24 protein-coding genes and 1 pseudogene are annotated in these 16510 nt (G+C 45.8%); 12 read left to right on the plus strand and 13 right to left on the minus strand.

Annotation, left to right across the window (positions count from 1 at the left end; genetic code table 11):
* Window positions 1–226: pseudogene (locus tag K941_RS0110295) on the minus strand (IS5/IS1182 family transposase); the annotation flags it as partial.
* Between the two features lie 134 nt (window positions 227–360).
* Here K941_RS0110295 and ygfZ point away from each other — a divergent pair.
* Complete coding sequence (gene ygfZ, locus K941_RS0110300) at window positions 361–1071, plus strand: CAF17-like 4Fe-4S cluster assembly/insertion protein YgfZ (RefSeq protein ID WP_029103553.1); 711 nt, start codon at window positions 361–363, stop codon at window positions 1069–1071.
* A gap of 135 nt (window positions 1072–1206) precedes the next feature.
* On the opposite strand, the gene dtd is transcribed toward ygfZ, so the two are convergent.
* From dtd to K941_RS17365, 4 genes are read right to left on the minus strand one after another with little or no spacing between them, the layout of a single operon-like run.
* Entirely contained in the window at window positions 1207–1644 is a 438-nt protein-coding gene (dtd, locus tag K941_RS0110305) for a D-aminoacyl-tRNA deacylase (RefSeq protein ID WP_029103554.1), read from the minus strand.
* 38 nt (window positions 1645–1682) lie between these two features.
* Window positions 1683–2102, minus strand: coding sequence for a hypothetical protein (locus tag K941_RS0110310; protein ID WP_029103555.1), 420 nt, complete (start codon window positions 2100–2102; stop codon window positions 1683–1685).
* A complete protein-coding gene (locus K941_RS0110315) occupies window positions 2099–2539 on the minus strand; it encodes a PACE efflux transporter (protein WP_051226017.1) in 441 nt (146 codons plus the stop codon). Before K941_RS0110315 ends, K941_RS0110310 begins: the two co-directional genes overlap by 4 nt.
* A gap of 35 nt (window positions 2540–2574) precedes the next feature.
* The gene (locus K941_RS17365; protein WP_036388152.1) at window positions 2575–2901 is read right to left on the minus strand and encodes a hypothetical protein; all 327 of its coding nucleotides are present in this window, start codon (window positions 2899–2901) and stop codon (window positions 2575–2577) included.
* Window positions 2902–2996: 95 nt separating this feature from the next.
* On the opposite strand from K941_RS17365, the gene asd reads away from it, so the two are divergent.
* The 3 genes from asd to K941_RS15555 are packed head-to-tail and all read left to right on the plus strand — an operon-like array spanning window position 2997 to window position 5005.
* A complete protein-coding gene (gene asd / locus K941_RS0110330; protein WP_029103557.1) occupies window positions 2997–3833 on the plus strand; it encodes an archaetidylserine decarboxylase in 837 nt (278 codons plus the stop codon).
* Window positions 3820–4314, plus strand: a complete 495-nt coding sequence (locus tag K941_RS0110335; protein WP_115341023.1) for a hypothetical protein — start codon at window positions 3820–3822, stop codon at window positions 4312–4314. Before asd ends, K941_RS0110335 begins: the two co-directional genes overlap by 14 nt.
* Window positions 4315–4330: 16 nt before the next feature.
* Entirely contained in the window at window positions 4331–5005 is a 675-nt protein-coding gene (locus K941_RS15555) for an FMN-binding negative transcriptional regulator (RefSeq protein WP_051226018.1), read from the plus strand.
* A gap of 94 nt (window positions 5006–5099) precedes the next feature.
* Here the strand turns inward: K941_RS15555 and rraA are convergent, their stop codons facing one another.
* The 3 genes from rraA to K941_RS0110355 form a co-directional block, all read right to left on the minus strand.
* Window positions 5100–5600, minus strand: a complete 501-nt coding sequence (gene rraA, locus K941_RS0110345) for a ribonuclease E activity regulator RraA (RefSeq protein ID WP_036388156.1) — start codon at window positions 5598–5600, stop codon at window positions 5100–5102.
* A 192-nt stretch (window positions 5601–5792) separates the two neighbouring features.
* On the minus strand, window positions 5793–6797 hold the full coding sequence (locus K941_RS0110350) for a DsbC family protein (RefSeq protein ID WP_029103560.1): 1005 nt from the start codon (window positions 6795–6797) through the stop codon (window positions 5793–5795).
* A 168-nt stretch (window positions 6798–6965) separates the two neighbouring features.
* A complete protein-coding gene (locus K941_RS0110355; RefSeq protein ID WP_029103561.1) occupies window positions 6966–7667 on the minus strand; it encodes a pseudouridine synthase in 702 nt (233 codons plus the stop codon).
* 79 nt (window positions 7668–7746) lie between these two features.
* On the opposite strand from K941_RS0110355, the gene K941_RS0110360 reads away from it, so the two are divergent.
* Window positions 7747–8343, plus strand: a complete 597-nt coding sequence (locus K941_RS0110360; RefSeq protein ID WP_029103562.1) for an IMPACT family protein — start codon at window positions 7747–7749, stop codon at window positions 8341–8343.
* A gap of 165 nt (window positions 8344–8508) precedes the next feature.
* Here the strand turns inward: K941_RS0110360 and K941_RS0110365 are convergent, their stop codons facing one another.
* A complete protein-coding gene (locus K941_RS0110365) occupies window positions 8509–9126 on the minus strand; it encodes a thiol:disulfide interchange protein DsbA/DsbL (RefSeq protein WP_029103563.1) in 618 nt (205 codons plus the stop codon).
* Window positions 9127–9408: 282 nt separating this feature from the next.
* On the opposite strand from K941_RS0110365, the gene ubiG reads away from it, so the two are divergent.
* From ubiG to K941_RS0110395, 5 genes are all read left to right on the plus strand, one after another.
* The gene (gene ubiG / locus K941_RS0110370; protein WP_029103564.1) at window positions 9409–10167 is read left to right on the plus strand and encodes a bifunctional 2-polyprenyl-6-hydroxyphenol methylase/3-demethylubiquinol 3-O-methyltransferase UbiG; all 759 of its coding nucleotides are present in this window, start codon (window positions 9409–9411) and stop codon (window positions 10165–10167) included.
* Window position 10168: 1 nt separating this feature from the next.
* Window positions 10169–10858, plus strand: coding sequence for an HAD family hydrolase (locus K941_RS0110375; RefSeq protein ID WP_029103565.1), 690 nt, complete (start codon window positions 10169–10171; stop codon window positions 10856–10858).
* Between the two features lie 286 nt (window positions 10859–11144).
* Window positions 11145–11903: a YciK family oxidoreductase gene (locus tag K941_RS0110385; protein ID WP_029103566.1), complete on the plus strand. Its 759-nt coding sequence runs from the start codon at window positions 11145–11147 to the stop codon at window positions 11901–11903.
* Between the two features lie 109 nt (window positions 11904–12012).
* Complete coding sequence (locus K941_RS0110390) at window positions 12013–13338, plus strand: polyamine export protein PaeA (protein ID WP_029103567.1); 1326 nt, start codon at window positions 12013–12015, stop codon at window positions 13336–13338.
* 146 nt (window positions 13339–13484) lie between these two features.
* Window positions 13485–14207, plus strand: coding sequence for a nitroreductase family protein (locus K941_RS0110395; RefSeq protein ID WP_029103568.1), 723 nt, complete (start codon window positions 13485–13487; stop codon window positions 14205–14207).
* Between the two features lie 39 nt (window positions 14208–14246).
* On the opposite strand, the gene K941_RS0110400 is transcribed toward K941_RS0110395, so the two are convergent.
* From K941_RS0110400 to ykgO, 4 genes are all read right to left on the minus strand, one after another.
* Entirely contained in the window at window positions 14247–14459 is a 213-nt protein-coding gene (locus K941_RS0110400; RefSeq protein WP_029103569.1) for a hypothetical protein, read from the minus strand.
* Between the two features lie 85 nt (window positions 14460–14544).
* Window positions 14545–14685 (minus strand): hypothetical protein, encoded by a 141-nt coding sequence (locus K941_RS17195; RefSeq protein ID WP_156892329.1) that lies wholly within the window; start codon window positions 14683–14685, stop codon window positions 14545–14547.
* 50 nt (window positions 14686–14735) lie between these two features.
* On the minus strand, window positions 14736–15200 hold the full coding sequence (locus tag K941_RS0110410; RefSeq protein WP_029103570.1) for a hemerythrin domain-containing protein: 465 nt from the start codon (window positions 15198–15200) through the stop codon (window positions 14736–14738).
* A 170-nt stretch (window positions 15201–15370) separates the two neighbouring features.
* Window positions 15371–15511: a type B 50S ribosomal protein L36 gene (gene ykgO, locus K941_RS0110415; RefSeq protein ID WP_029103571.1), complete on the minus strand. Its 141-nt coding sequence runs from the start codon at window positions 15509–15511 to the stop codon at window positions 15371–15373.
* 575 nt (window positions 15512–16086) lie between these two features.
* Here ykgO and K941_RS17200 point away from each other — a divergent pair.
* Both K941_RS17200 and K941_RS0110425 read left to right on the plus strand, forming a co-directional pair.
* Window positions 16087–16233, plus strand: a complete 147-nt coding sequence (locus K941_RS17200; RefSeq protein WP_156892330.1) for a hypothetical protein — start codon at window positions 16087–16089, stop codon at window positions 16231–16233.
* Window positions 16234–16275: 42 nt separating this feature from the next.
* Window positions 16276–16510 (plus strand): hypothetical protein (locus K941_RS0110425; protein WP_029103572.1); only part of this gene is annotated, 235 nt, incomplete at its 3' end.

The following is a 16510-nucleotide window of genomic DNA, read 5'->3' on the forward strand; positions in this document are numbered from 1 at the left end:
CAAAGTCAGCGGCTATCTGCTCATAGGTGCGATATTCTTTAAAATACTGTAAGGTTGCCATTAACAAATTGGGCATGCTGATTTTAAGTTTTCTACCGCCTCTTTGATGTACAGCAGCTTGTGCTTGCTCTAAACAAGCAAGCATTTCATTAAAAACCCTGCGTTCAATGCCAACTAAGCGTTTGAATTTGGTGTCGGATAGGTGTGTGGAGGCTTCATAGTTCATTGAGGTATTTTAGCATAGAATGGGTTTTGCAGGAGGTCTATTATATCATTTTTGATACATTTTGGCTTGAAAATAAAGCCAAGCCCCCTTATTGAAATGAAAATGACAAATGATAAATAACAACCGAGAACACCATGAGCCAATTTTCACAAATCACCCTAAACGGCAAAGACACCGCCAAATTTTTACAAGGTCAATTAACCGTCAATGTTGATAAACTCACCCATGATTTTTTGCCCTGTGCCATTAGCGACCTAAAAGGGCGTGTTACCTTTGGACTGTGGGTATCTCGCACTGATGATGAGACCTTTGTACTCATCACGTCGGCGGACTGCATGGATAATCTTACCGCCCATATCAAAAAATACGGGGCGTTTTCTAAATTTAGCCAGTCCGCCCCCACGCCCATTTATCCTATCGTGGCAAATGGCGTGCCGACTTTTGATAATGATGAAAACCTTGCTGACTTTGGAGTATGGGCGAAAGCGAGCATTGAGACGGGCAATGTGTGGATAACCCAAGCCACAGCGGGGCTGTTCCAACCCCAAGAGTTACGCCTGCACCAGCGTGGGGGCGTGGATTATGATAAGGGGTGCTATCTAGGACAGGAGATTATCGCACGGCTCTACTTTAAGGCAAGTCCAAAAGCCTACTTACACCGTGTGCGACTGCCTAAGCCTGTCCAAGACGGCGACAAGGTCGGCAAAGTGCAAATCGTCAATGGCGTGGTGCATGATGACGGCTTTGACGCACTCGTCATCGGCTCGCCTGAGCATGTGGCAGAGATTGGGGAGATTTTGCCGTTGCCTGATAACCTGATGGGCGATGTGGGGCGAGTAAAATAAGGGGCTGATGATGTTTTAAAGGGGTTTGTAGGGCAAATCACATTTACCCTTTTAAAAAACCTTGATTTTGGGCGAATACTCTTTGCTCTGACATGCCCATTTTATCATAACAATTTTAATGGTAAATTATAAAAATCACACGTCAAGCAAAAAATTAATCGGGCCGTCATTGACCGCCACGACCGCCATATTCGCCCCAAATTCACCTTTGGCAACATCGGGATAGACTTGTTTGGCATAGTCCACTAACTTATCAAACAACGCCCTTGCATCATCTGGGGGCATGGCAGGGGCAAAATCAGGACGGCGACCCTTGTCGGTTTTTGCCATTAGGGTAAATTGCGACACCAGTAGCAAGCCACCGCCCACATCGGACACTGATTTGCCCATTTTGCCGTTGTCGTCTTCAAAAATGCGGTAGGCGATGATTTTATCCACCAGTCTGCACGCTTTATCAAAATCATCATCTTTGCCAATGCCGATATAGGCAAGCACGCCTGATTGGATTTGTCCGATGATTTGACTGTCCACGGCGACATGGGCGGACTTAACTCGTTGGATTAGGGCTTTCATAGATTTCCTTTTTAATGATATTTTTAAAACAATCAAGTTTAAAACAGCAAGGGATAAAATGATAAGTGAACATAAGATTCACCTATGTCATGTTTGCCATTGGGCTTTTCGTCAAAATGGACATTTTGTAATTTGCCTTGATATTTTTTGGGTAAGTCAATATCGGTAATCACAATTTGCCCCCGCTCATTGATATGAACATGGGGGTCAGGTTCTACATAAGATTCGGCATAGTCTTTGCCCAAAAGCTGAAAATTACTGTATATTCTGCCGTCATAAAACCGCAAAAATCTATCTCTGCCCTGATGAAATACAATGACAGTAACACATTTTTGGGTTTTTTCTGTGCAAATATAATAGCTTTCATGATAAACAACAAGCACCCAAAACAAAAAGGCGATTGCCAAAATTCCCACGCCCAATGACGTAAAGAGTAATATCAAAAACGGCTTTTTCATGCGTTATTTCTGACAATAAAAAATCGCACCCAATCATACCCCCAATTAAAAAGTAGCGTATATACCCCAATCACCGCCACCACGCCAATATCCATAATAAACGCCGTCCACAGCGAGACATCTAGGGCGTAGGCAATCATCGGCACGGTTGCCAAAAACAGCCCACCTTCAAACAAGCCCATATGAACAAGGCGAGTGCCAAGCGAGCAGTCAAGGCGTTCGCCCGTTACCACTTTGTCAAACAAAAAATTAAACACCATGTTCCACACCACCGCCAGCACCGAGATTACCACCGCCAAGCCTGTAGCGTGGGCATGGCTATGGTTGTCGCCAAACAGGGCAAAAACAGCCACCGTCAGCCCAGTCGCCCCAATCTCAAACAGCATGGCATGAAATAGGCGTTCTTTGGCGGTCATGGGATTGGGGGTGTTTGGCATAAAATTTGGCTAAAAAACAGTTATTATACCAAACATTAACCCGCCGAAAAATTGGCAAACAGCACCTTTTTATCGCCATAATAAAACTCATCATTGATAAAAATCTGACACGCCACGCCACAGCAATGCCAACTGCTACCGACTTTTACGGTAATTTTGGTGTCATTGACATAAAAATCTTTGGCAAATCCAAATCTTTTAAAATTACTCCCTTTGTAGTAATGCACCTGTTTGCCGTCTATGATGATCTCTTCTGTGGTCTGACCCAGAAAATTCCAACCATTATTAACAACAATGTCCATGCCGTCATAGGTGGTTTGCCATGTCTTTTTAAAGGTTTTTGCAAACGTCATTTTGAGCATTTTTATCTGCCTTATTAAAAAAAGAAGTCCTTATCTTAACAAAAATACGTTACAATAGCGTGGTTGATTTGTTATTTTAACTGTAAGGCATGAACATGAACCTATTTACCCTAGCCCAAAACTTAGCCCCACAGCAAACCCTATCCGAAGTGGCAGGCTACCTTGCCAAAAGCCAAAATCCGTACATCAAAAAAGCCTTTGTCCATACCTTTGCCAAGGCTTACAACATTGATTTGACAGAATATGAACGTGGCAATTTGGACGATTATGAGAGCTTCAACGACTTTTTTACTCGTGAATTAAAGAGTGGTATGCGACCGATTGACGACACTGCAGACGGCATTGCCTGCCCCGCTGATGGTAAAATCAGCCAAATCGGAGCAATCACAAATGGGCAACTACTCCAAGCCAAGGGGCGAGATTATGACGTGGGGCAACTTTTGGCAGATTTTGAGCTGGGTAAGGCGTTTGTGGACGGCTCATTTGCCACGATTTATCTTGCCCCGACTAATTACCACCGTGTGCATATGCCCTTTGACGGTACGTTAGTTGCCACACGCTATGTGCCAGGTACGCTGTTTTCGGTCAATAACACCACCGCCGAGAACGTCCCTGACCTGTTTGCCCGTAACGAGCGGTTGGTGTGCGAATTTGATACCGCTTTTGGGCGTGCGTGCGTGGTGCTGGTTGGGGCGATGATTGTGGCGGGGATTGAGTCTGTGGCGACAGGGGCAATCAAACGCACGCCCTACATTCAGCACCGCACGCATGACATCACGTTCAAAAAAGGCGATGAGCTTGGGCGGTTTTATCTAGGTTCTACCGCCATTATCGTGCTACCAAAATCGGCAAATGCCATATGGGGCGATGAGTTTGTACATGGTAAGACGGTGGTAATGGGGCAGAGGATTGGGCAAGTTGCAAAATCCTAACAACACCACGCCTGACAATACTCCACTTGACAACACCACGCCCAACAACAATGTCGGTGCATTGGCATTAACCGCCGTTGGCTCGGTGCTGTTGGTGTGGCTTGGGCTATATGTTGGTCTTATGATAGGTGGTGTGGTGTTTGGGTTGTTCTTTGGCATGATGTTATCCTATCTGATACTTATCATGGTAAAGGCACAAAAGGCGGTTTGGGCGTTGATATTTTTGATATTTTTGATTACCAATATTATTGCATTGATAATTTTATCAAAATTTATTGAGCTAAGAGACTCACAAATATTTGCCCTTATCATTATTGACATACTGATTTACACCTTGACTGCCTTAATGCTGTTTGATTTTTGTGGATTTAAAAATCTTTGGGCGAAAATCGGTATTGGTATATTCTTTTTATTGTTTTTTGGATTGCCAAGTCTGTTTGGTATGATAGTTCTTCTTGCTGTTGTTAGTGTAACCGTTTGATTGATGTAGGAAAGCCATGCACCTACCCCCACTCTTTACCGAAACCGATCGCACCGTCCTTACCGACTTTATCAAAACCCACCCATTAGGCATGCTTATTAGCATAAAAGACGGCACGCCCCAAGCGGATTTGTTGCCCTTTTATGTGGTGCAAAAAGACGACGCGCTCATCGCTCATTTTGCCAAAGCCAATCCGCTTGCTGAGTATGTCAATGGGACAGACGTGATGATACTGTTTTATGGCGAAGAGGGCTATATCACGCCCAACTGGTATCCGTCCAAGCACGTCCACCACCGCCATGTGCCAACGTGGAATTATGAAGTGGTGCAGGTGCGTGGGCGTGCTGGCGTGTTTGATGATGTCAAGGGACTCATGCGTGCGGTTGGCACCTTGACCAATATCCATGAAAGCACACAAGACACCCCTTGGAAAATGAAAGACGCTCCTACCGACTATCTGGCGGACGAGATACAGGGCATTTTGGGCTTGACGGTGGATGTCGGTGAGATGGTTGGCAGATTTAAACTGAGTCAAAACCGAGAACAGGGCGATTTTGACAGCGTGGTGCAAGGCTTGACCGATAGCGGACAAGTGGGGCTGGCGAGATCGTTGCTCGGACAAGGGAGTGATGATTTTAAAAGAAAAAGGCGTGTCGGGGGCGAATCATATTCGCCCAGATTTAACATTTGATGATTTACCCTGATAATCTGCCTAAATTAGGATTGATAAATGGGGTTTTGGATTAAATTAAAACCCAACCCAAATCCCCAATTCAACCCCAAACCTAAACCAATCTTTCTCCACTGACAATCACGCCATTATTATCGGCATAGACCCAATCGCCGTCATGGACGACCACCCCACCAATCGCAATCGGCAGACCTGTCTCGCCCACGCCCTTTCTTACGCTCTTTTTGGGAATGCTTGCCAAGGCTAGCACGCCAAGACTCATCTTGGCAATCTCGTCCACGTCTCGCACACAGCCACAGATGATGACCCCTGCCCAGCCGTTATCCACAGCCGATTTGGCAATCATGTCGCCCATTAACGCACAGCGTAGGGATGCACCACCGTCCACGACTAGGATTTTGCCTTGTCCGTCTGTGGCAAGCAGTTCTTTGATATGGGAGTTGTCCTCAAAGCATTTGACCGTAACGGCTTGCCCGCCAAAGGTTGTGATACCGCCATAGTGCTTGAACGATTTGCCGTCTATCGTGGGTGGTATGACGTGAATGGTTTTGTCTTCGTTGTCGTCCAGTAAGTCGCAGGTGATGAAGTGGGTCATGGTTTTGTTCTTAAAAAAATGATTTTAATATAGCGATTTTAAAAATATTTGTCAAGACAATACCCCATTCTCAACTTTACATAAATGACTGATTTATCAAGGGCGAATTGCAATTCGCCCTTACAATTTAAAAAATAATTATTGAGCAATCAATAAGTTACCATTTTAAGTTGAGGTTGGAGTAAGACAATACTACTTTGCCATCAAAAATTTGACCAATTCATCATTTGCCACGTTGCCTTCAAACAACTCGCCATTTTCGCCATAGACGGCAGGGGTGGCGATGATGGCAAGGGGGCGGACTTTGGCGATGTTGGATGACAGATGGTTGTCGTCATTACCGCATTGGTTGCCTACCTTGACCCCTTTCATGGCAAGGTCTAGGAGCTTGGCACGCTTGGCGTTATCACGCTCGCACCAGATTTGTCGCATGGGCTTAGGCGACTCATCATAGACAGGATAACCGATGACTTTGACGGTAATGCCTTTGGCGGTAAGATTGGGAATGTTTTTGTGAAGTATCTTGCAGTAGGGGCAGTTGATGTCGGTGGCGACATAGACGACCGCTCGCTCGTCTTTGGCAGGATAGATGGTCAGATTGGCAGGGTCTAAGGTGGCAAGCGTGTGGCGGTTTTTGGCGGTCTCAAAGGCGGTGTCAAGTCCGCCAAGTTTGCCGTTGGCAATCACGCTGACATCACCCCCGATGACATAACGAGCGTCTGCACTGACCAAAAATGGCGTCCCATTTTGAGCAACCGCCCAAAGCAATCCCTTGATACTCGTGTGAAAAAACACGGTGTCAGGGGTGACTAGGGGCAGGGCGTTCATGTTGGCAAGCAGGGCGATTTTATGGTCTTCGTCTATCGGGGTGCCTGTGGGCTTATCGCTCATGATGGCAGGGTTGATGGCGTGAATGGTGCTGGGGTTCGGCTCGGCGGTGGCGTTAATCACATAGCGAGCATCAGGCGTGATAAGTAGGCTCTCGCCCGTGGTCAGCGTTACCATCAAAAGCTCGCCAATGCCTGTCGGGGTGATGGTGCGAACGGGCGTGGCAAGTCCGATTTGGCGTAGGGTTTGTTTGATGAGTTGGTCGTCGCTTGCGGTAATGGAGACAGGTGTCTGGGCGGTGCTTGGCAGACTGACGGCGGCAGTTGTGATGGCAAGGCTTAGGGTAAGTAACGTGCTAAATGTTTTCATGGTTTATCCCAAAATGATTTGGCATAGATTATACCCCAAAATCTAAGCCAACGAGAGCCGTTTACAACTTCCCCACAATCTGACAAGGTTGGGTAGTAAAGTATGATTGGCAAAAATCCATAAAAATTGGGGAGGTGGCGTATTTATTGCCCAAATTTCACATCCTAATCAAAACTGCCCAATCTCATCATCACTCAAAAAGCGACTCTCGCCCATCTCAAGCCCGTCCAGCGTAATCGTGCCAATGCTTGCTCGGTGTAGCTCGATGACTTTATTGCCAAAATACGCCATCATGCGTTTGACCTGATGATATTTACCTTCGGTCAAGATAAGCGTGGCGTGCGTCTCGTCTGTAAATGACAACTCGGCAGGGCGGGTTTTTTCGGTATCGCCTTCTAACAAAATGCCGTTTGCCACTTGTTTTATGGCACAGGCTTGCTCGTCAGCGGTCATCGGGTCGGCAAGTGTAATCTCATAGCGTTTGGGCTGATGACGCTTGGGACTGGTAACTCGGTGTAGCCACGCTCCGTCATCGGATAGAAGTAGTGCTCCTGTGGTGTCCACGTCAAGCCGTCCTGCAATCCGCAAACTTGCCACTTCTGGCACGGCAATCAGCTCGGTAACAATGGGGTATTCTTTGGCTTTTAGGGTGCATTCAAAGCCGTCTGGCTTATAGAGCAAAATATAACGGCTACCGTCCGCCACTGACAACGGCTCGCCTGCCCACAGCACGTCATCATCGGCATTGATATGTACGCTACCGTCTTTGATGACTTTATCGTTTACGGTAATCTCGCCCCGATGTAGGATTTTTTTGCATTCACTGCGGGAGAGTTCAGTGGCTTTACTTAAAAATTTGTCTAGTCTCATTGTTTGGTCTCAGGTGTTTTGGTTTAAAAATAATGGTGTTTAGTGTATCATACTTATACATTTTTAGAAAAATTTTCGCATGACCTACCATACCTTATCTGCCCCTTGCCAAGCGGTTTATGAAATCAAAAAAAGCGAATTTCTCGCCTTTGCCTATCCCATTAGCCAAAAAGACGAAGTGATGTTTCACGTGGAACAGTTGCGTGAGAGACACCCTGACGCTCGTCATCATTGTGTTGCCTATATTTTGGGCGACCCACACAACACCACATCGGCAGGCTTTGACGATGACGGCGAACCAAACGGCACGGCAGGCAGACCGATTTTAAATGTGTTGCAACACAAGGCAATTGGCGATGTGCTGGTGGTGGTCGTGCGGTATTTTGGCGGCATCAAACTGGGGGCAGGCGGATTGACACGAGCTTACGCTACCGCCACGCAACTGGTGGTAGATGAGATGATCCTTGTGCCATTTGTGCCAAAATCACAGGTCAAAGTCGCCACCACTTTTGCCCACGAAGCCCAAATCCGCTATCTGGTCGGGCAAGTGGGTGGCGAGATTTTAGGGGTGGACTATGCTCACCATGTCGTGATGAGCGTGGAGCTAGACAGCGAAAAGGTGGGCGAGTTTGGAGAGAGTTTGGGGGTGTTTGGCGAGCTGTTAAGGGGAGAGTAATTATAGTAAATCAACCCCAATTTGCACCAATGCTAAATATTGAAAAATACCTTTGTGGGAGCGTGCTTTCCACACCTTTTGGTGGTGTATTTTGAAGTTAAACGATGATAAAAAGACATAAAAAAGTCCGCACCAATCATGGCACGGACTGTATGAGCGAGCTGATTATTTTTTCTCTTCACGCACTTTATTGATAAGAAAATCAACCACTTGGGTAACTTTGGCATCATCGCCTGCAACCACATATTTACCATGCACGACAACGGCAGGCACGCCAGTGAGCTGATAGTTTTTCGCCCCTGCTTTTGAGCGTTCTAGTTTGGTGGTAACGGCAAATGAGTCGTAAGTGGTGTTAAACTTGGTTTTGTCCACGCCTTGGGTGGCATACCAGTCGGCAAGGGTTTCTTTGGATCTGTCCACACGTTTGCCGTCTTTGTGGATGGTGTCAAATAGGGCTTGGTGGGTTTTTTCTTCATAACCCATAATTTGGGCGGCATAAAAACCACGGGCAGGCACTTCCCACACAGGGTTCATGGCGGCAGGCGTGCGGAAAAACGCCACGTCTTTGGCACGGGTTTTTGCCCATTTTTGCATGTGTGGCTCTAAGCTGTAACAATGCGGACAACCATACCAAAAGAACTCACGCACCACGATGACATCGCCAGCGATTTTCTCGGGATTGGGCAGGACTTTGTAGTCTTGACCTTCAACAAAATTGGCATGAGCCATGCCAGATAGACCAACCGCCAACGCAAGGGCGGTGAATTTAAGGGTGTTTTTCATAAAAAATCCTAGATTGGCACAGTGCCAACAAATCGTTTTGGTAAAACCAAATATGGGTAAATAAAAATATCGCATAGTTTAACTTATTTTTGCCAAAATTGGGTAATAGAATTCTTAATCAAGCGTTGTATTATGTAAATTTTTATGAAATCTGCCTAAAATTTAAGCATTTTTAAATGAACAACACAAATTTTGCCAAAATCTGTATGAAAAGCAAGGGAAAAAGTGGTTAAAAATCGCTAAAAATGGTAAGATAAGCCAATTTATCACTTGGGATAGCTCATGACCGCACACACCGCCCACAATGCCGACTTTGATGAAATTGGCAAATTCACCCGCCTCGCCGATGAATGGTGGGACAGACAAGGGGCGTTTAAGTCCTTGCACGACATTAACCCCTTACGCCTTGACTGGATAGAAGACCAAACGTGTGCCTTTTTTGGCTCAAGATTAAACGGCAAAAAGGTGCTGGACGTGGGCTGTGGTGGCGGTATTTTGTCGCATTCTATGGCGGTGCGTGGGGCGGACGTGCTGGGTGTGGATTTGGGGGAGCAAAACCTGCAAGCAGGGCAGATTCATGCCGAGCGGACAGGCATGACCGACACGCTCGCCTTTCGCTGTGTGGCGATAGAAGAGCTTGCTAGCGAGCAGGCGGGGATGTATGACGTCGTAACGTGCATGGAGATGTTAGAACACGTCCCTGACCCGTCTGCGATTGTGCGTGCGTGCTTTGCCTTATTAAAGCCCAATGGCGTGTTTGTAACGTCCACGATTAACCGTAACCCCAAATCCTACCTATTTGCAATTGTGGGGGCGGAGTATGTGCTACGCCTTGTGGATAAAGGCACGCACGATTTCAACAAATTCATCACGCCTGCCGAGCTTGATGACATGGCTATCAGGGCAGGATTTGCCCGTGATAACATGACGGGGTTACATTATAACCCCTTAACCAAGCGGTTTTGGCTCTCTGACAGTAATGTGGACGTCAACTACATGATGTCGTTTGTCAAGGGTCGAAGCCCAAAGGCGGTGGGCTGACATGACAAGCACAACAAAGCTAAATGCGGTTTTATTTGACTTAGACGGCACGCTCATCGACACCGCCCCTGATTTTATCCGTATCATCAAGCTCATGTGTGCCAAGCACAATCACCCTTGCCCCGCTGATACTGCCATTCGTGAACAGGTCTCGGCAGGGGCTAGGGCAATGGTGCGTTTGATGTTTGGCGATGAGCTCATGAACGTGGCGGACACGGACGAGCGAATGCTTGCCTATCGTCAAGAGTTTTTGGATTTGTACGAGCAGGACATTTGTGTGGATAGCCGACTGTTTGACGGCTTGGACAGCCTACTCGACACCTTAGAAAGTAAAGGCGTGGCGTGGGGCATTGTTACCAACAAACCTAGATATTTAGCAGAACAGCTTCTGGATAAATTAGACCTAGCCAAATGCTGTGCGGTGCTTGTTTGCCCTGATGATGTGGCAAACACCAAGCCCGACCCAGAGCCGATGTTTTTGGCGTGCAAAAAGCTAAACATAGACCCCAAAAATTGCATTTATGTGGGCGACCACATCAGAGACATACAGGCAGGGCGAGCATCTGGCATGATGACGGTGGCGGTAGGGTTTGGCTATATCGTCCCTGATGAAAATCCCCATGAGTGGGGGGCGGATAAGGTGGTGGATACGCCTGATGAATTGGGGCGGTTGGTGTTGGGGTTGGTTTAAGCCGTTGCCAATTTGACAATGCTAGTTTTAAAATGATTTAAATTTAACCGCTTTTAATTTTTCATTGATAAAATATGCGTGCCACGCACCTTTTAAATAAAATAAATAAAAAATATATTTAATGAGCTTAATATTTGCCACAGGCTTGTAGGGGTGGGCTTTCCACGCCCGTTAATAAAACTAGTACACGCCTACGGTGGTATATTTTGGAGTTAAGCAAGTATAAAATTATTTAAATTTAACCATATTTTAATTTTTACTTAATAAAACAAATCAGTACCCAACCATGACGACACAAGACATTTTAAACTATACCCCGACCACCGACAGCCTAGCCGACAAGATTATCCTAGTAACAGGAGCAGGGGACGGCATTGGCAAAGTGGCAAGCCTAACCTATGCCAAATGTGGGGCGACTGTACTCCTGCTTGGCAAAACAGAGTCCAAACTAGAAGCGGTCTATGATGAGATAGAGAGTTTGGGGCTTGCCATGCCTGCCATTTTGCCCATGGACTTAGAAAAGGCGAGCTTTGCCCAGATGAATGAGCTTGCGACCCTAATTCAAAAAGAGTTTGGCAGGCTTGACGGCGTGCTACATAATGCAGGCGTGCTTGGGGCATTGACCCCACTTGAAATGTACGACCCTATTACCTTTGAGCAGGTCATGCATGTCAATGGCACAGCCGTGTTTATGCTTACCCAAGCCCTATTTCCACTACTTGTCTCCGCCCCCAGTGGCTCGGTGGTGTTCACAAGCTCGGGCGTGGCAAAAGTGCGACCCTTTTGGGGGGCGTATGCCTTATCTAAGCAGATGATAGAAGGCATGAGTACCATTTTTACCGAAGAGACCAAAAACCACACCGCCTTGCGGTTTAACTGCATCAATCCAGGGGCGACTCGCACCAACATGAGAGCCCACGCCTTTCCAGGAGAGAATCCTTTGACCCTAAAAACGCCCGAAGACATCATGCCTGCCTATGTGTATCTCATGACCGACATGGCAAGCGGGGTAAAAGGGCAAGTGATACATTGCCAACCCAAATAACATCAGGGGCGAGTATTCGCCCTTTTTTGTGGGCGTACGTCTTTGTACTTGAAATTTAAACGAAAATTGATAAACTACCACAAAACATTAAAAAATTTTGAGCATTCACATGGATTTATTACAACATTTATTTTTAATATTCATATTGATATTAGTATCAAGTTTTTTTTCAATTTCTGAGATTGCCTTAGCAGGGGCAAGAAAATTGAAACTAAAACTCATCTCCGAAGGGGGCGATAATCGTGCTGATAAAATCATGCACTTGCAAGAAAATTCGGCGGACTTCTTTGCCACCAGCCAAATCGGTCTAAACGCAGTCGCTATTCTTGGTGGTTCGGTGGGGGAGGGGGCGCTTCGTCCTTATTTTGCCCAGTTTATCGGACAGTTTTATCAAGGGCAGTGGACAGAGAGTATTGCGTTTTTTACGAGTTTTGCGGTGGTAACGCTCATCTTTATCCTATATGCTGATTTGATTCCCAAACGCATTGCCATGATAAACCCCGAAAAGGTCGCCCTAGCAGTCATTAATCCCATGCTCGTGGTCATCAAGGTGGTCAAACCGCTTGTGTGGATTATCAACGGCATTGCCAACGCCACATTTCGCCTGTTCAAAATCAGCACCGTGCGAGAAGAGAGCATTACCTTTGATGATGTCTCTGCCATTATGGATGCAGGGGCAGAAGCAGGCGTGGTGTTACAGCAAGAACAGCATTTTATTGAAAATGTCTTTGAGTTAGAAGAGCGTACCGTGCCGTCATCGATGACTGTGCGTGAAGATGTGGTGTATTTTACGCTGGGCGAGTCCGAAGAGTCCATGCGACAAAAGATAGCTGAGTTTCCTTATTCCAAATTTTTGGTGTGCAATGAGACCATTGACCAAGTCATCGGCTATGTGGACACCAAAGACATTTTGGTAAGGCTACTCAACAACCAATCTTTTGTACAGCTTAACGAGAGTACCATTCGTAACGTGCTGATTATCCCTGATACGCTCACTTTGTCCGAGCTTTTGGATAAATTTCGTGCCAGTAAAGAAAAATTTGCGGTCGTCATCAACGAATATGCGTGGGTGGTCGGGGTCATTACATTGTCCGACATCATGATGACGGTCATGGGGGACTGGGGGTCGCCCATCGAGGAAGAACAGCAGATTATCCGCCGTGATGAAAATTCGTGGCTCATCGATGGAAGTACGCCCATTGATGATGTCAAGCACGCCCTTGATGTGGTGGAGTTTGAAGATTGGGATCATTATGAGACGTTGGCGGGCTTTATCATGTATCGTTTGCGGAAGATTCCACGTCCTGCCGATTTTGTCGTGCATGAAAATCTAAAATTTGAAGTGGTGGACATTGACCATTATAAGATTGACCAAGTGCTGGTAACTCGTCTGCCTGAGAATGTAGAAGAAGTGGCAGATAGGGACTGGATGTAGGGCGAGATGCGTTTGTAAAAATGTTTAAAAATATTAGGGCGGAATAAATTCGCCCTTTTTTATGCAAAATTTTTATGCAAAAATGCCAAATCATCACCGCACCAACCATGCTATAATAGTTACCTCACACCCAACCGACATAGATTATGAGCCTATCTGACATCTTGCACCATCGCCGTGCCGTGCGTGAGTACCTACCCACGCCCATTGACCCCAACATCGTCAAGGACTGCCTAGCCCTTGCCACGCTTGCTCCGACCAGCTCTAACATGCAACTGTACGAGTGCTACCACATCACCGATAAAGCCACACTCGCCACACTTGCCAAAGCCTGCCTATCCCAAAGCTCTGCCACGACCGCTGACCAAATGGTGGTGTTCGTGATACGTCCTGATTTGCACAGACAGCGTGCCACATCGGTGTTTGCCTTTGAGCGTGAAAACGTACGTACATACAGCCCTGTTCATAAGGTGGACAGGCGTATTAAGAAATTTGACCATTATTATAATCGGCTCATGCCCCTGCTCTACACCCAAGATGTGCCACTGGTGGGGACGGCAAGAAAGGGCGTGGCGTGTGCCATCTCAAAGGTTCGCCCCATGCAAAAGGACGTCTCAAAAGATGACATTCGTATCGTCATGCACAAAAGCTGTGGACTGGTCGCTCAGACGTTCATGCTTGCCATGAGTGAGCGTGGGCTTGATACTTGCCCCATGGAAGGCTTTGACGGGGCGATGATAAAGACCCTACTTAGACTGCCTGCCATAGCCGAGATTAATATGGTGGTGTCGTGCGGTGTGCGTAGCGAGCAGGGCGTATGGGGCGAGCGGTTTCGTGTGCCGTTTGATGAAGTGTATCGGCAGATTTAACGCTTTGCAAGGTTGCTTGGCAACTCAATAAGTCCAGCACTAGACGGACAAAGCTATGTCTATGTGATTGCCAAAGACAGCAGGCACTTGGATAAATAGGGAATTGGCATACAGATAATCTTCCCCGCTTTCATCGATGATTCGTACCATGCCCAACTGCTCTGCGGTTGGGTCGTCTAGCTGTTTGTAAAGTTTCATGACTTCCAAACTGGCAGGGTAGTCTTTATTATTAATGCACAATAACCATTTCATGATAGTAACCTTTTGATTTTATACTCAACCGCATCAATGCCATGACATTCGTACCAATGGATTTCGGCTTCATAGACTTCGTTGTTTATTTTGACAAGGCAAAAGCCCTTGCATTCTTCCAATTGGTTCCGCCATAGGTGCGTTTTAGGCGGTTGATGTCTCTGATAGCACCCATTTTGGCAAAGCAATCTTTACCAGTGATGGGTGGTATGATGTCAAAATTCATGGGTTATTTTACCATTTTTTAAAGTGGTTTGGGTCTGCATTGTAAAACAATCACTCCCCATGCTTATCTTCAAATGCCTGATGTTCGGCTTGATATAACTTGCCCAGTCGCTCTTGGGTGGGTTTGTCAAGCAGTTCTCTGGCTTCCTTAAAAAACTCATTTTCTTCTTCTTTTAAATGGTGCAAGGTCTCATCAATAAGCTCTTGTGCCGTCTTAAAAAATCGCTCGTCCCCTGTTCGCCTATCGGACAGCACCGCCATCATCTCGTCCATCTCATGATGTTCGGCAATGGCGTGGCGAGAGAGTTCTAACCCATCATCAAACGCCATCACAGGCACATACAGATGACGCTCTTCAGCGGCGGCGTGGGCTTCTAGCTCATTTTTTAGGGGGATAAAGGCACTCTCGGCTTTGGGGCGGTCTTGTTGGGTGATGGCATGTTGAAAATCTTGACACAGCTTACGCTGAATGTCGTGATGATGAATGAGTGTGCTAAAAATGTCTGACTGGCTCATGGCTTGTCCAATAAAAAGAGATATGATGGGTAGTAAATATAATCATCATAACAAAATAAGCCATGCTTGACAACGCAAGCCTGCCCATCTGTACAAAACAGCGACATTTTAAAATAAGTAATTACAAAAAAACCGCCTCATAAAGAGCGGTTCGGGGGCATGACGCCCAATTATTTGCGTTTTTTACCGCCTTGCACGGCTTTAAAACGGGGGTTGGATTTGCAAATGACAAAGGTGCGACCACGACGGCGAACCACTTGGCAATCTTCGTGGCGGGTTTTGGCGGATTTGAGTGATGATAGTACTTGCATGATACTCTCCTGTCAGAGCTGAGATAAATAAAATGTTATAATATACCAAAAATAAGCAAAAAACAAGAGAATTGAGAATAATTCTTGTAAATTATTCGTGTAAAGGGGGTTTAAAATTTGCCCAGTCTTAAATTAAAATGGTAACTTACTGATTGTTGGTTTTTTTCCTATAAATTCATCCAAAATATCATCAATAAACAATGCCCTTTATTTTAAAATTGATAATAAGTGTTTTGTCTCAGTGCTTTTTTAATCATATCTAACGAATTTGATATTTGCCACAGGATTTGTAGGGACGTGCTTTCCACGCCCTTGATGATGTAATGATTTTATCGGACGTGCAGAGCCAGTCCCTACGCCCAAACATCATTGCGTTTGTGGTAATTTTAAAGTTCTTTATCTATATAATGATGGATGATTAAGTCATCTTGTCCTAACTTGATGATTTAAACCTAACCTAGCCATATCACGGAGAAAATGATGAAATTATCTTATCTACTGCCTGCTGTCTTGTTATTCACCAGTACCGCCCATGCAGAGAGCTTAAACAGCCTAGTAAATAAACGGTACACGCCATGAATCAAGAAGAGATAGAGTATAATGGCGAAGATGCCTATACGTACGCATTGTCGCAAAAAGACATTATTTATGCTGACATCAATAAAGATGGCAAAAAAGATGCGATAGTCTCGCTGTATTATTGCGAAGAGCTAAACTGTTAGAAACAGTCGCGTTATTTACAGTATTAAGGTAAAATACTGCAAATGAACATACACAAAAACACAAGACTGCTTCCCCACCATAGGGAAGCCATTTGGACTGCTTATCACAAAAACAAGCAATCATTGACTTCACTGGCACTCGAGTACAAAGTATCAAGACCTACCATTTACAAGGTCTTAAAACTTGCTCGTGTTAAACTGCTTAAACCCCAAACCAGTACCAACAATCGCTTTAAACAAGCCAAGTATGGCATTAAACGCTTAGCTAAGATTGAAA

Origin of the sequence: Moraxella caprae DSM 19149, from assembly GCF_000426885.1 — a bacterium.
In the GTDB taxonomy this organism is placed as follows: domain Bacteria; phylum Pseudomonadota; class Gammaproteobacteria; order Pseudomonadales; family Moraxellaceae; genus Moraxella; species Moraxella caprae.

Coding starts and splice junctions, on each gene's coding strand:
- K941_RS0110360 (WP_029103562.1), top strand. CDS start 7,747: ATGACCTACCATACCTTATCTGCCCCTTGCCAAGCGGTTTATGAAATC.
- K941_RS17200 (WP_156892330.1), top strand. CDS start 16,087: ATGAATCAAGAAGAGATAGAGTATAATGGCGAAGATGCCTATACGTAC.
- dtd (WP_029103554.1), bottom strand. CDS start 1,644: ATGAAAGCCCTAATCCAACGAGTTAAGTCCGCCCATGTCGCCGTGGAC.
- K941_RS0110395 (WP_029103568.1), top strand. CDS start 13,485: ATGAGCCTATCTGACATCTTGCACCATCGCCGTGCCGTGCGTGAGTAC.
- ykgO (WP_029103571.1), bottom strand. CDS start 15,511: ATGCAAGTACTATCATCACTCAAATCCGCCAAAACCCGCCACGAAGAT.
- K941_RS15555 (WP_051226018.1), top strand. CDS start 4,331: ATGCACCTACCCCCACTCTTTACCGAAACCGATCGCACCGTCCTTACC.
- ubiG (WP_029103564.1), top strand. CDS start 9,409: ATGACCGCACACACCGCCCACAATGCCGACTTTGATGAAATTGGCAAA.
- K941_RS0110310 (WP_029103555.1), bottom strand. CDS start 2,102: ATGAAAAAGCCGTTTTTGATATTACTCTTTACGTCATTGGGCGTGGGA.
- K941_RS0110315 (WP_051226017.1), bottom strand. CDS start 2,539: ATGCCAAACACCCCCAATCCCATGACCGCCAAAGAACGCCTATTTCAT.
- K941_RS0110385 (WP_029103566.1), top strand. CDS start 11,145: ATGACGACACAAGACATTTTAAACTATACCCCGACCACCGACAGCCTA.
- K941_RS0110390 (WP_029103567.1), top strand. CDS start 12,013: ATGGATTTATTACAACATTTATTTTTAATATTCATATTGATATTAGTA.
- ygfZ (WP_029103553.1), top strand. CDS start 361: ATGAGCCAATTTTCACAAATCACCCTAAACGGCAAAGACACCGCCAAA.
- K941_RS0110400 (WP_029103569.1), bottom strand. CDS start 14,459: ATGAAATGGTTATTGTGCATTAATAATAAAGACTACCCTGCCAGTTTG.
- K941_RS0110355 (WP_029103561.1), bottom strand. CDS start 7,667: ATGAGACTAGACAAATTTTTAAGTAAAGCCACTGAACTCTCCCGCAGT.
- K941_RS0110375 (WP_029103565.1), top strand. CDS start 10,169: ATGACAAGCACAACAAAGCTAAATGCGGTTTTATTTGACTTAGACGGC.
- K941_RS0110410 (WP_029103570.1), bottom strand. CDS start 15,200: ATGAGCCAGTCAGACATTTTTAGCACACTCATTCATCATCACGACATT.
- asd (WP_029103557.1), top strand. CDS start 2,997: ATGAACCTATTTACCCTAGCCCAAAACTTAGCCCCACAGCAAACCCTA.
- K941_RS17195 (WP_156892329.1), bottom strand. CDS start 14,685: ATGAATTTTGACATCATACCACCCATCACTGGTAAAGATTGCTTTGCC.
- K941_RS0110365 (WP_029103563.1), bottom strand. CDS start 9,126: ATGAAAAACACCCTTAAATTCACCGCCCTTGCGTTGGCGGTTGGTCTA.
- K941_RS0110350 (WP_029103560.1), bottom strand. CDS start 6,797: ATGAAAACATTTAGCACGTTACTTACCCTAAGCCTTGCCATCACAACT.
- K941_RS17365 (WP_036388152.1), bottom strand. CDS start 2,901: ATGCTCAAAATGACGTTTGCAAAAACCTTTAAAAAGACATGGCAAACC.
- rraA (WP_036388156.1), bottom strand. CDS start 5,600: ATGACCCACTTCATCACCTGCGACTTACTGGACGACAACGAAGACAAA.